At 61.2% G+C, this 10,690-nt stretch carries 14 protein-coding genes, 1 pseudogene and 2 riboswitches; of the genes and pseudogenes, 9 read left to right on the forward strand and 6 right to left on the reverse strand.

The annotated features are described in order from the left end of the window. Positions 1 to 7: 7 nt before the first annotated feature. The gene (gene gcvT, locus A7X77_RS24740; protein WP_064685470.1) at positions 8 to 1,144 is read right to left on the reverse strand and encodes a glycine cleavage system aminomethyltransferase GcvT; all 1,137 of its coding nucleotides are present in this window, start codon (positions 1,142 to 1,144) and stop codon (positions 8 to 10) included. Positions 1,145 to 1,218: 74 nt separating this feature from the next. After that, positions 1,219 to 1,299, reverse strand: a riboswitch (glycine riboswitch). Continuing rightward, positions 1,300 to 1,392: riboswitch (glycine riboswitch) on the reverse strand. It lies immediately after the preceding riboswitch. Between the two features lie 158 nt (positions 1,393 to 1,550). Here gcvT and A7X77_RS24745 point away from each other — a divergent pair. Further along, a complete protein-coding gene (locus tag A7X77_RS24745; RefSeq protein WP_064685471.1) occupies positions 1,551 to 1,931 on the forward strand; it encodes a hypothetical protein in 381 nt (126 codons plus the stop codon). A 74-nt stretch (positions 1,932 to 2,005) separates the two neighbouring features. Continuing rightward, complete coding sequence (locus A7X77_RS24750) at positions 2,006 to 3,001, forward strand: DUF1775 domain-containing protein (RefSeq protein WP_064685472.1); 996 nt, start codon at positions 2,006 to 2,008, stop codon at positions 2,999 to 3,001. Positions 3,002 to 3,059: 58 nt separating this feature from the next. Here the strand turns inward: A7X77_RS24750 and A7X77_RS24755 are convergent, their stop codons facing one another. Further along, the gene (locus A7X77_RS24755) at positions 3,060 to 3,326 is read right to left on the reverse strand and encodes a hypothetical protein (RefSeq protein ID WP_064685473.1); all 267 of its coding nucleotides are present in this window, start codon (positions 3,324 to 3,326) and stop codon (positions 3,060 to 3,062) included. 117 nt (positions 3,327 to 3,443) lie between these two features. On the opposite strand from A7X77_RS24755, the gene crcB reads away from it, so the two are divergent. The 7 genes from crcB to A7X77_RS24790 all read left to right on the forward strand — a co-directional run bounded on the left by crcB (position 3,444) and on the right by A7X77_RS24790 (position 9,093). Continuing rightward, positions 3,444 to 3,821, forward strand: a complete 378-nt coding sequence (gene crcB / locus A7X77_RS24760) for a fluoride efflux transporter CrcB (RefSeq protein WP_064685474.1) — start codon at positions 3,444 to 3,446, stop codon at positions 3,819 to 3,821. A gap of 88 nt (positions 3,822 to 3,909) precedes the next feature. Beyond that, positions 3,910 to 4,908 carry an RluA family pseudouridine synthase gene (locus A7X77_RS24765; protein ID WP_064685475.1) on the forward strand — a complete coding sequence of 333 codons (999 nt, stop codon included), beginning with the start codon at positions 3,910 to 3,912 and terminating at the stop codon, positions 4,906 to 4,908. After that, a complete protein-coding gene (locus A7X77_RS24770) occupies positions 4,905 to 5,558 on the forward strand; it encodes an HAD-IA family hydrolase (protein ID WP_064685476.1) in 654 nt (217 codons plus the stop codon). Before A7X77_RS24765 ends, A7X77_RS24770 begins: the two co-directional genes overlap by 4 nt. Before the next feature lie 9 nt (positions 5,559 to 5,567). After that, positions 5,568 to 6,353 (forward strand): ATP12 family chaperone protein, encoded by a 786-nt coding sequence (locus A7X77_RS24775; protein WP_064685477.1) that lies wholly within the window; start codon positions 5,568 to 5,570, stop codon positions 6,351 to 6,353. A gap of 67 nt (positions 6,354 to 6,420) precedes the next feature. Further along, positions 6,421 to 6,879, forward strand: coding sequence for a hypothetical protein (locus A7X77_RS24780; protein WP_064685478.1), 459 nt, complete (start codon positions 6,421 to 6,423; stop codon positions 6,877 to 6,879). 148 nt (positions 6,880 to 7,027) lie between these two features. Then, positions 7,028 to 8,560: an acyl-CoA carboxylase subunit beta gene (locus A7X77_RS24785; RefSeq protein ID WP_064685479.1), complete on the forward strand. Its 1,533-nt coding sequence runs from the start codon at positions 7,028 to 7,030 to the stop codon at positions 8,558 to 8,560. A gap of 140 nt (positions 8,561 to 8,700) precedes the next feature. Further along, positions 8,701 to 9,093, forward strand: coding sequence for a DoxX family protein (locus A7X77_RS24790; RefSeq protein ID WP_010060625.1), 393 nt, complete (start codon positions 8,701 to 8,703; stop codon positions 9,091 to 9,093). A gap of 46 nt (positions 9,094 to 9,139) precedes the next feature. On the opposite strand, the gene sugE is transcribed toward A7X77_RS24790, so the two are convergent. The 4 genes and pseudogenes from sugE to A7X77_RS33190 form a co-directional block, all read right to left on the reverse strand. Next, entirely contained in the window at positions 9,140 to 9,454 is a 315-nt protein-coding gene (gene sugE / locus A7X77_RS24795) for a quaternary ammonium compound efflux SMR transporter SugE (protein ID WP_064685496.1), read from the reverse strand. 158 nt (positions 9,455 to 9,612) lie between these two features. Next, positions 9,613 to 10,080, reverse strand: coding sequence for a YaiI/YqxD family protein (locus A7X77_RS24800; protein WP_064685480.1), 468 nt, complete (start codon positions 10,078 to 10,080; stop codon positions 9,613 to 9,615). Next, entirely contained in the window at positions 10,077 to 10,562 is a 486-nt protein-coding gene (locus A7X77_RS24805) for a GNAT family N-acetyltransferase (RefSeq protein ID WP_064685481.1), read from the reverse strand. Before A7X77_RS24805 ends, A7X77_RS24800 begins: the two co-directional genes overlap by 4 nt. Next, positions 10,562 to 10,690: pseudogene (locus A7X77_RS33190) on the reverse strand (S-(hydroxymethyl)glutathione dehydrogenase); the annotation flags it as partial. The gene A7X77_RS24805 and the pseudogene A7X77_RS33190, both read right to left, overlap by 1 nt.

A 10,690-nucleotide genomic window follows, 5' to 3' on the forward strand; every position in this document is an offset into this window, starting at 1 on the left:
CGGGGTTTCAGCGTTTGTAGGTCGGCGTAACGAAGGGCAAGGCGGCGACTGTGACGGGCAGGAACTTGCCGCGCAGTTCGGCATAGACCTGGGTGCCTACCACCGCATGGGAGACCGGCAGATAGCCCATCGCGACGGGACCTTCGACGCTGGGGCCGAAGCCGCCTGATGTGACTTCGCCGATTTCGGTCTTGCCCTCGGCATCGGCGTAAAGCTTGGCATGACCGCGCACCGGCGCCTTGCCTTCCGGCTTCAGGCCGACGCGGCGGCGGGCGGCGCCGTTTTCGAGTTCGGAGAGGATGCGGCCGGAGCCGGGGAAGCCGCCGGCGCGCGCACCATTGCCGCGCCGCGCCTTCTGTATGGCCCATTCCAGGGCTGCCTCGACCGGCGAGGTGCTGGTGTCGATATCGTTGCCATAGAGGCAGAGCCCCGCTTCGAGGCGCAGGGAGTCACGGGCGCCGAGGCCGATCGCCTGGACGTCGGGATGTTCGAGCAAGCGCATGGTGACATCCACGGCCTTGTCCGATGGAATCGAGATTTCGAAGCCGTCCTCGCCGCTATAGCCGGAGCGCGAGACCAGACAGGAAACGTCGTGCAGGCGGCAGTGGCGCACGTCCATGAATTTCATCGCCGCGACGTCGGCCCAGAGTTCGGCGAGAACCTCGACCGCGCGTGGTCCCTGCAGCGCAATCAGCGCGCGATTCAAAAGGGTGATATCGCACTGGTCGCCGATATGGGCCTGCAGATGGGCGAGATCGGCCTCCTTGCAGGACGCGTTGACGACGACGAAAAGGTGGTCGTCAAGATGAGTGATCATCAAATCGTCGAGAATGCCGCCGGTATCGTCGGTGAAGAAGCCGTAGCGCTGGCGGCCCTCGGCGAGACCGAGGATATCCACGGGCACCAGGCTTTCGAGCGCCAGCGCCGCATCCTCATAACTTCCCGATTTCGCCTTCACGATGACCTGGCCCATATGGGAGACGTCGAACAGGCCGGCCTCGGTGCGGGTATGAAGATGTTCCTTCATGACGCCCGCGGGATATTGCACCGGCATGTCGTAACCCGCAAACGGCACCATGCGGGCGCCGAGCGAAAGATGCAGGGCATGCAGCGGGGTTTTCTTCAGGGCAGCAGTATCGTCCAAACGACGCCTCCGGGGTTTGCGCCTTGTTGCCAAGGCGCGGGCTCAAATCTGAAGGCGCGACTGCGCCTCTCTCCTGAGCCCCCTCTGTCCCTTTGCCTGAGATTGTTATCCCTTCGGCGAGCGTTTCGCGAACGCTTCTCTCCAGAGTTCCGTCTGCCCCCTTGCTGGTCCTTTGGCCTGAGAGTTTCCGGGGCGGTTGCTCCTTCGGCACCGGTGGTAGAAGCACCGGATTCTCCCAACAGGGTTGGCCGCAATTATCCGGCGGGCGCAGCGCTTGGCAAGGCCAAATGTCGTGACCTGACAAATTTTTGTCGCCATATTCACGGCAGGCCGCTATCTGCGGCAAATCTGCTTTTGCATTCGACAGGGAAAACGGCTATCGCGACATGCTGTTGAAGGGGATCTCATGCGGCGGACTGGACTGAAAGCGACGCTCTTCCTGCGCATGCTTTGCGCCTTCAGTCTGCTTTTGCTCGGATTTGCCCATCAAGCGCCGCAGGCTGTCGCTTCCGATGGTTATGATGCCGCGGCCTATATGCTGCCAGATGGCACCTTTGCCTCGCTCTGCGTCACCGTGAAGGAGGCCGACGGCAAGACCGTCGCCTTCAAGCCGAATTGCGAAGCCTGCCGGCTGTCGGCCTCGGTGATCCTGCCGACGCCGGATGCGGGTTCCTGGCTCGAGCACAAGCTCGTCTCGCTGACCAATTCACCGATCGAAACCGCGGCGATCGCCGGGGTGGGCGCCGTCAGCCGGCCGAATTCCCGCGCGCCTCCGATCTCCGTCTGATCTTCCTCCGCAATCCTAATGCAACATGCCGGTCCGCCTGCGAGACGTGCCGCGGCCGGCGAGGAGATATTTCGATGAAACCGATCAACACGCAAACTATCAAGACTTTGGCACTCGCCGCGCTTCTTTCGGCCACCGCCGTGGCCGGCGCCGAGGCGCATGTGAGCTTCCTCGACAAGCAGGCAGCACAGGAAAGCACCATTCTCGCGACGCTGCAGGTGCCGCATGGCTGCGACGGCAAGGCGACAACGGAAGTGCGGGTCAAGCTGCCGGAAGGCTTCGTCTTCGCCAAGCCGCAGCCGAAAGCGGGCTGGGAGCTCGATGTGGTCAAAGGCGATTACCAGAAGACCTACGACAACCACGGCGACAAGGTGAAGGCGGGCGCGATCGAGATACGCTGGAAGAACGGCAATCTCTCAGACGATTTCTACGATACCTTCGTCATCCAGGGTAAGGTTTCCGGCGTCGAGGCCGGCATCTTGCTCGCCTTTCCGGTGACGCAGATGTGCGGCGACGCGGTCCAGGCTTGGGATCAGGTGGCTGGGGGAGGCGGAGACGCGCATGACCTCAAAAGCCCCGCGCCGCTCCTGAAGATCGTTGCGGGCGACGGCCACGAGCATGACCACGACGACATGGCCGGCATGGATATGACCGGTATGACGGCTGCCGCGCCGGCGGGCGAACCAGTCAAGGCCGGCGATCTCGAAATCTCGGGCGCCTTCGCCAAGGCAATGCTGCCCGGCCAACCGGTCGGCGGTGGTTTTTTCACAGTGAAGAACGACGGCAGGATGGATGATCGCCTGGTATCGGTGTCGTCGCCTGCATCAGGCGAGGTTCAGATCCATGAGATGGTGACCAAGGACAATGTCATGCGGATGCGCCAGCTGAAGGACGGCATCGTCATTGCCGCGGGCGAAACGATCAAGCTCGAGCCCGGCAACCTGCATTTGATGTTCCAGAAGGTAAAGACGCCATTCCGGCAGGGCGAGACGGTGCCGGTGACGCTGACCTTCGAAAAGGCCGGGAAGGTTGACCTGGTGCTGCAAGTACTTTCGGCACAAGGCAAGTGAGTAAGGGTTGACGCAGAAAAGCCCGCGAGGCGGGCTTTTCGCTGGAAAGGGGATTGCCTCAGACGTCCTCGTAGGATTGCAGTGCCTGCTTGAGGCCTGCCTGGGGCTGGCGATTACCCCTCTCCATCAGGTCGAGCGCCACTTCGGTCGATTGGATGATGCTGGCGGGATCGTCGAGACCCTCAGTGCCTTCGGCCTTCAATTGCCGGTCGGCGAGACGGCGCGAGTCGCGCGCGGCGGTGCTCGTGGCAACACGCTGCGGTATTCTCAGCGTTTCTAAGGCAATGGCGGCTGTGCTTGCCGAAATGGACAGGAGCTGGGTCATGCCGGCACAGTATCGACAGGTTCTTGGCGCCGGCATAAGAAAACCGGCGGCATTTTACTGAATTAAAGAATTTATTCCGTCACGATCAGTTGCGCTCTCAAACTCGGATATCCGCCCATGATCCAGGCTCTCCTCGTCGCCGTCGGCGGCGCCATTGGTTCCGTTCTCAGATATTACGTCGGCAAATGGGCGCTGAGGCTCATGGGCCCGGCCTTTCCCTGGGGGACTCTCGCTGTCAATGTCGTCGGCTGCTTTGTCATCGGTGTCTTCGCCGAATTGCTCGCGCGAAGGTTCAACGCCTCGATGGAATTGCGGCTGCTGCTCATCACCGGCTTCCTCGGCGGCTTCACCACGTTCTCGGCCTTTTCGCTCGACGCCATCTCTCTGTTTGAGGGCGGCAATACCGTCGCCGGCGGCGTCTACATAGCAGCCAGCGTCGGTCTTTCTATGGCGGCGGTGTTCGCCGGCCTCGCCATCATGCGTGCTTTGGTTTGATTCCGGTTTCCGTTTTCGATGAAAATGCTCTAAAGGCTGCGGCAAGAACGCCGGCTCGGCCCGTGCGGCAATTTCCGAAAGATCGACTATGGCTGGCATAGAACATATCAAGGTTGAACCCGACGAAGCCGGCATGCGGCTCGATCGCTGGTTCAAGGTGCATTTTCCCGGGCTCGGCTTCGGTCCGCTGCAGAAGCTGCTGCGCTCCGGCCAGGTGCGCGTCGACGGCGGACGCGTCAAGTCCGATGCGCGCGTGCAGCCCGGTCAGACGGTGCGCGTGCCGCCGCTCGATGTCGATGCGAAGCTGAAGTCCGGACCGATTGCCGGCAAGGATCTGAAACATTCCAGCGATTTCGAACTCCTGTCGCGCATGGTGCTGCATGAGGACGAAAAGGTCATCGTCCTCAACAAGCCGCCCGGTTTGGCGGTGCAGGGCGGCTCCGGCGTCGCGCGGCATATCGATCAGATGCTCGAAGCCTGGATCAGCCCCAAAGGTGAGAAGCCGCGGCTCGTCCACCGCCTCGATCGGGACACGTCAGGTGTTCTCGTCATCGCCCGCACCCGCGGCGCCGCCCAGAAGCTTACGGCGGCCTTCCGCGAGCGCGACACGAAGAAGACCTACTGGTCACTGGTCAAGGGCGTGCCGCGCAAGCACGAGGACAAGATTTCGACCTGGCTCGTCAAGGAGCCGACCGCCGACGGCGACCGGATGCGAATCGCCAAACACGGCGAGGACGGGGCCGACCATGCCGTCTCCTACTACCGCGTCGTCGAGACGGCAGCCCAGCGTCTCGCATGGCTGGAGATGGAGCCCTATACGGGGCGCACGCACCAGCTCCGTGTTCATGCTCTCCATATCGGCCATCCGATCATCGGCGATCCCAAATATTTCGACGATGATCCGAACTGGGATTTTCCAGGCGGCGTTCAGAAACGTCTGCATCTGCACGCCCGCCATATCGATATCCCGCATCCCTCGGGCGGACGGCTGCGCGTGACCGCGCCTTTGCCGCCGCATATGGTGCAGAGCTGGAACCTGCTCGGCTTTGATGAAAACTCGGCTCCTATCCTGGATGATGATGCATGAAACTTGCGCTTTTCGATTGCGACGGCACCCTGGTCGACAGTGCCGGGCTGATCCACGAAACCATGCGCCGGACTTTCGATAAATTTGGCAAGCCGGAACCGCGGTTTGAGGACACCAAGGCCATAATCGGCCTGTCGCTCGATATCGCGATTGCTCGCATGCAGGGTAGGCCGCATGTCGAACAGCAAGATATCGACATGACGGCGCATTATAAATCGCTGTTTACCGTCGTGCGCCAGGATCTCGATTACAGGGAGCCGCTGTTTCCCGGCATTCGCGAGATGATCGACGCGATCAGCGGCCGCGAGAACCTGCTGATCGGGGCGGTGACCGGCAAATCCCGGCGTGGGCTCAACCTCGTGATGGAGACGCATGGTTTCGACCGGCATTTTGTCGTTGCCCGCACCGCCGACGATTGCCCGTCAAAGCCGCATCCGGCCATGGTGACGGAATGCTGTGACGAAACCGGCATGAATGCGCGTGATGCCATTGTCATTGGCGATGCGGTTTACGATATGCAGATGGCAAAGGCCGCCGGCGCCAAGGCGATCGGCGTTGCCTGGGGCTATGCCAGCGTGGATGAGCTGATCGCCAATGGCGCCGATGCGATCGCCTATCATCCCAACGAGATATTGCGCCATTTTTCCTGAGGTGAGCCCATGCGCGATCTGCTGAACGATCTTTCCGAAGGCCTGAGCCATCCCGATCCCATCCGCCGGGCCCAGATCCAGATGAAGAAGCCGCTGCCGAAGCGCTTCTATGCCGAGGTCGCCGTTGCCGAACACGAGGGCGGTTTTGCGATCACGCTCGACGGCAAGATGGTCCGCACGCCGGCGCGGCAGGTTCTCGCCGTGCCGACCGAAGCGCTCGCGCAGCTTGTCACCGCCGAATGGCAGGCCCAAGGCCAGGAGATCGATCCCGTGACCATGCCGGTGACGCGGCTCGTCAACACAGCGCTCGACGGCGTGGCCACCAATGCGCAGGCGATCTTCGAAGACATCCTGCGCTTTTCCTCGAGCGACCTCCTCTGCTACCGCGCCGACGGACCCGAACTGCTGGTCGAGCGTCAGAGGGAGCGCTGGGATCCGGTAATCGATTGGGCGGCCAATGATCTAGGCGCCCGCTTCATCCTCATTGAGGGGGTGATGCACCACGAGCAGCCGCGCGAGGCGACCGCAGCCTTTGCCGTCACGCTGGCGCGGCATCAGAGCCCGATGGCGCTCGCCGCTCTCCATACAATCACGACGCTGACCGGTTCGGCGATCCTGGCACTCGCCTTTGCCGAGGGGCGAGTGACGGTGGAAGAGGTGTGGTCGCTTGCCCATCTCGACGAGGACTGGACAATCGAGCATTGGGGGCGCGACGAGGAAGCCGAGGAGCGCCGCGCCAAGCGCTTTGTCGAGTTCAAAGCGGCGGCGGATGTTTTTTTCGCCCTAAGCGCCTGAAACATATTGCCTTCCCGGGCATTATGACGAAACTGCGACTCCAACGGGGTGGGTGCGGGATTTTGTCATGAATTGGCTGAGGTCGAGTTTTTGCCGGGCCGTACTCGTCTGTATTGCGCTAACGGACTGCGCCAGCCTTTTAGGTCCGAAGCCTGCGCCGCAGCTCTACGATGTGCGCAGCGCCGTCGTTCTCTCCGGACCGAACATGCCGGCCCAACTACTCTCCGGCATCAACGACCGCGTCAATGCCGCGATCAAGGCCACCGTGCGTGATACCGCGCTGCCGCGGGTTGTGCTGACGATCCGCGTGATATCCATCCAGAAAGGCCTCGGCTTCCAGAAGGACCGCAACGTCGCCAAGATCAGCGTCGACGCGGCTTCGGTGGAGGATGGGTCGGTGATCGCCGTCAGCGCCTTCGACGTAACCAGCATGGCCGCCGACCCGAAGCTTGCCGACGAAATCATCGCCGAGGATGTGGCAGCCAGGATACGCTCGGTCTTCTCGCTCAGCGGACGCAGCCGCTAGAACAGGATGATTTTAGGCTTGGCCGGTCTAAAATCTGAATCCTGCTTTAAATTAAAAAGTTAGAGCATGATGTCGTTCGAAAACCGCTCACACTTTTCGGCATCATGCTCTAGCGCATATCTAACACGCAGGCGTTGAGGGAAATCGCATGAAGGAAATTCTCGAAGAACTGGAACGCCGCCGCGGTATCGCCCGCCTTGGCGGCGGCAAGGCGCGTATCGAGGCTCAGCATAAGCGTGGCAAGCTGACGGCGCGTGAGCGCATCGACCTCTTTCTCGACGAAGGCTCCTTCGAGGAGTTCGACATGTTCGTCGAACATCGCTCGACCGATTTCGGCATGGACAAAAGCCGTATTGCCGGCGACGGCGTCGTCACCGGCTGGGGCACGGTCAATGGCCGCACGGTCTTCGTCTTCGCCAAGGACTTCACCGTCTTCGGCGGCTCGCTTTCGGAAGCGCATGCCGAGAAGATCATGAAGGTGCAGGACATGGCGCTGAAGAACCGGGCGCCGATCATTGGCATCTATGACGCGGGCGGCGCCCGCATTCAGGAAGGTGTCGCCGCCCTCGGCGGTTATGCCGAAGTCTTCCAGCGCAATGTGCTCGCCTCGGGCGTCATTCCGCAGATCTCGGTGATCATGGGCCCCTGTGCCGGCGGCGACGTCTATTCGCCTGCCATGACCGATTTCATCTTCATGGTGCGCGACACCTCCTACATGTTCGTCACCGGGCCCGATGTGGTGAAAACCGTCACCAACGAGACGGTAACCGCTGAGGAGCTTGGCGGCGCGCAGGTGCATACGACGCGCTCGTCCATTGCCGACGGCGCCTATGACAATGATGTCGAAACGCTCTTACAGGTGCGCAGGCTGATCGATTTCCTGCCGCTTTCGAACACGGCGCCGCTACCCGAGATCGAATGTTACCAGTCGGTGACGGAGACCGACGCCTCGCTCGACACGCTGGTGCCGGCGAGCGCCAACAAGCCTTATGACATCAAGGAACTGATCCGAAAGGTGGCGGACGAGGGGGATTTCTTCGAGATCCAGGCGAGCTTTGCCGGAAACATCGTCTGCGGCTTCGGCCGTGTCGAAGGTTCCACCGTCGGCTTCGTCGCCAACCAGCCGATGGTGCTGGCCGGCGTGTTAGACAGCGACGCCTCGCGCAAGGCCGCCCGCTTCGTGCGCTTCTGTGACTGCTTCAACATCCCGATCGTCACCTTCGTCGACGTGCCGGGCTTCCTGCCGGGCACTGCACAGGAATATGGCGGGCTCATCAAGCATGGCGCCAAGCTGCTCTTTGCCTATGCGGAGGCGACGGTGCCAAAACTCACTGTCATAACCCGCAAGGCTTTCGGCGGCGCTTATGATGTGATGGCGTCGAAACATCTGCGCGGCGACTTGAACTATGCCTGGCCAACGGCGCAGATCGCCGTGATGGGCGCCAAGGGCGCGGTTGAGATCATTTTCCGCAAGGATATTACCGATCCGGGAAAGATCGCCGCCCATACAAAAATGTACGAGGACCGGTTCCTGTCCCCCTTCGTTGCCGCCGAGCGCGGTTATGTCGACGAGGTGATTATGCCGCATTCGACCCGAAGGCGGCTGGCACGCGGCCTGAAGATGCTGCGCAACAAGGATCTCGCCAATCCCTGGAAGAAACACGACAACATCCCGCTCTGAGATTTTTCACCGAATAAAGGCGCACGGCCGGGTGTTTTACCCGCTGTCGAAAAAGTGAATGGCCGTCAGCGATCCGTGTGTTCAATCCTTGCGAGGGACAAGCTAACGCTCGGCTGCATTGTTTTAAATGGAGAGGTTTTATGTCAACTTTCGAGCGTCTTTCCGCCTATCGCCCCTATGGGCTGGCCGCTCTCAGAATCATCACCGCGCTGCTGTTCATCGAACACGGCACGATGAAGCTTTTCGGCTTTCCAGCTTCGCAGATGTCTGGCCCGCTTCCGCCGCTGATGCTCTTTGCGGCTCTTCTCGAGCTCGTCGGTGGCATCCTCATTCTCGTCGGCCTGCTGACCCGTCCCGTCGCCTTCCTGCTGGCCGGCCAAATGGCCGTCGCCTATTTCATGGCGCATGCCCCGAACAGCTTCTTCCCGGCCGTCAACCAGGGCGACGCTGCGATTCTGTTCTGCTTCGTCTTCCTCTACCTGTTCTTCTCCGGTCCCGGCGCTTTTGCTGTCGATAACCGCAAGCTAGCCTGATGATAGGCTGCGGGGCATTGCGGTGCCCCGCAGCGTTTTGTTTATTTTAGGCAGTGAGCTTGAGACCGGCAATGCCGCCGACGATCAGCGTGATACAGGCAAGACGGGAGACACTTGCCTCATCGCCAAGCAGCCAGATGCCGAGAAGCACGGTGCCGACCGTGCCAATGCCGGTCCAGACCGCATAGGCGGTGCCGATCGGCAGGTGCTTCACCGCCAAGCCGAGCAGCACAATGCTGACCACCATCGATATGAGAGTTAATGTGGTCGGCATCGTCCGCGTGAAACCATCGGTGTATTTAAGCCCGATCGCCCAACCACATTCGAAAAGACCGGCGAGAAAAAGCAGAAACCAGGCCATGCGACTCTCCTTGTTCAAGAGCGAGGCCGTCCCCGCGACGGTTGCATCCTGGAGGATGCCGCAGTCGTCTGCGATAGCGTCCATATGCGCAAGGGGACGGCCGTGTTCAAGGTAGAAATCCGCATGGCAGCCATGCCACCCGTTTCATGCGGGTGTGATCAGGGCTTCCTGCGAGCCTCGGCGGAAAGGCTCTTGGCGCGGCGGCAGAGGCGGTCGAAGGTTTCGAGGAAGCGTGAGCGATCTTTCGGGCTGAAGGCGGCGTTATAGCCCTTGCTTTCGCCGGTTTCGCGCAAATGCGCGCCGAGATCGCGCATGGCACTTGCCATGCCGATATTGGTCTCGTCGAAGACACGGCCCGTCGGGCCGCTGACGAAAGCGCCGGTGGCGACACAGCGCACGGCAAGCGGCACGTCGGCGGTGACGACGACGTCGCCCGGACCGGCGTGCTCGGCGATCCAGTTGTCGGCGGCATCGAAGGCGTTGGAGACGATGACGTTGTGAACCATCGGATCGCGCGATGGGCGCAGGCCGGAATTGGCGACGAAGGTGACTTCGAGGCCGAGACGTTCGGCGACCTTCAGGATCTCTGGCTTCACAGGGCAGGCATCGGCGTCGACATAGATCATGACAATAACCTTGCCGGCTGGAAGGCTGGCTGGCGAACCATATCAATATGGGGAATGCCGTCTTCCAGATATTCCTCCGATGCCACGACGAAACCGCAGGCTTCGTAGAATCGGCGCAGGTGCGCCTGCGCCGACAAGGCGATGGGGTTTGCCGGATAAAGTCGTTCGCAAGCAGAGATCGCTTCGCTCATCAATGCATCGCCCAGCCGCTTGCCGCGATGGGCCGGCGAGACGACGACGCGACCGATCTTTGACGGATCATGCGGCGCGTGCGGTTTCAGGATCCGCGCCGAAGCCAGGAGTTCGCCGCTCTCCATCAGCCTTAGATGCAGGGCATCGATATCCTTGCCGTCGAGTTCCGAATAGGCACAGTTCTGTTCAACGACGAAGACATCGACACGCATTTTCAAGAGGTCGTAGAGCTCCCGCGCGAGGAGCTCATCGACGCTCTTGAGGTCGGCCGTGTAGGTCGTCGAAGCCATCAGTAGACCACCACGCCGCGGATGCTTTCACCCTTGTGCATCATCTCGAAGCCCTTGTTGATGTCTTCGAGCGGCATCGTGTGGGTGATCATCGGGTCGATCTGGATCTTGCCCTGCATGTACCAGTC

This window comes from Rhizobium bangladeshense (assembly GCF_001662075.1).
GTDB lineage: Bacteria > Pseudomonadota > Alphaproteobacteria > Rhizobiales > Rhizobiaceae > Rhizobium > Rhizobium bangladeshense_B.

Bases quoted from the DNA above. Each gene is read 5' to 3' on its own strand.
- A7X77_RS24775 (WP_064685477.1), top strand. From the start codon at position 5,568: ATGCGCGATCTGCTGAACGATCTTTCCGAAGGCCTGAGCCATCCCGAT.
- A7X77_RS24750 (WP_064685472.1), top strand. From the start codon at position 2,006: ATGAAACCGATCAACACGCAAACTATCAAGACTTTGGCACTCGCCGCG.
- A7X77_RS24800 (WP_064685480.1), bottom strand. From the start codon at position 10,080: ATGATCTATGTCGACGCCGATGCCTGCCCTGTGAAGCCAGAGATCCTG.
- A7X77_RS24765 (WP_064685475.1), top strand. From the start codon at position 3,910: ATGGCTGGCATAGAACATATCAAGGTTGAACCCGACGAAGCCGGCATG.
- A7X77_RS24780 (WP_064685478.1), top strand. From the start codon at position 6,421: ATGAATTGGCTGAGGTCGAGTTTTTGCCGGGCCGTACTCGTCTGTATT.
- A7X77_RS24805 (WP_064685481.1), bottom strand. From the start codon at position 10,562: ATGGCTTCGACGACCTACACGGCCGACCTCAAGAGCGTCGATGAGCTC.
- A7X77_RS24785 (WP_064685479.1), top strand. From the start codon at position 7,028: ATGAAGGAAATTCTCGAAGAACTGGAACGCCGCCGCGGTATCGCCCGC.
- crcB (WP_064685474.1), top strand. From the start codon at position 3,444: ATGATCCAGGCTCTCCTCGTCGCCGTCGGCGGCGCCATTGGTTCCGTT.
- A7X77_RS24770 (WP_064685476.1), top strand. From the start codon at position 4,905: ATGAAACTTGCGCTTTTCGATTGCGACGGCACCCTGGTCGACAGTGCC.
- A7X77_RS24790 (WP_010060625.1), top strand. From the start codon at position 8,701: ATGTCAACTTTCGAGCGTCTTTCCGCCTATCGCCCCTATGGGCTGGCC.
- A7X77_RS24745 (WP_064685471.1), top strand. From the start codon at position 1,551: ATGCGGCGGACTGGACTGAAAGCGACGCTCTTCCTGCGCATGCTTTGC.
- A7X77_RS24755 (WP_064685473.1), bottom strand. From the start codon at position 3,326: ATGACCCAGCTCCTGTCCATTTCGGCAAGCACAGCCGCCATTGCCTTA.
- sugE (WP_064685496.1), bottom strand. From the start codon at position 9,454: ATGGCCTGGTTTCTGCTTTTTCTCGCCGGTCTTTTCGAATGTGGTTGG.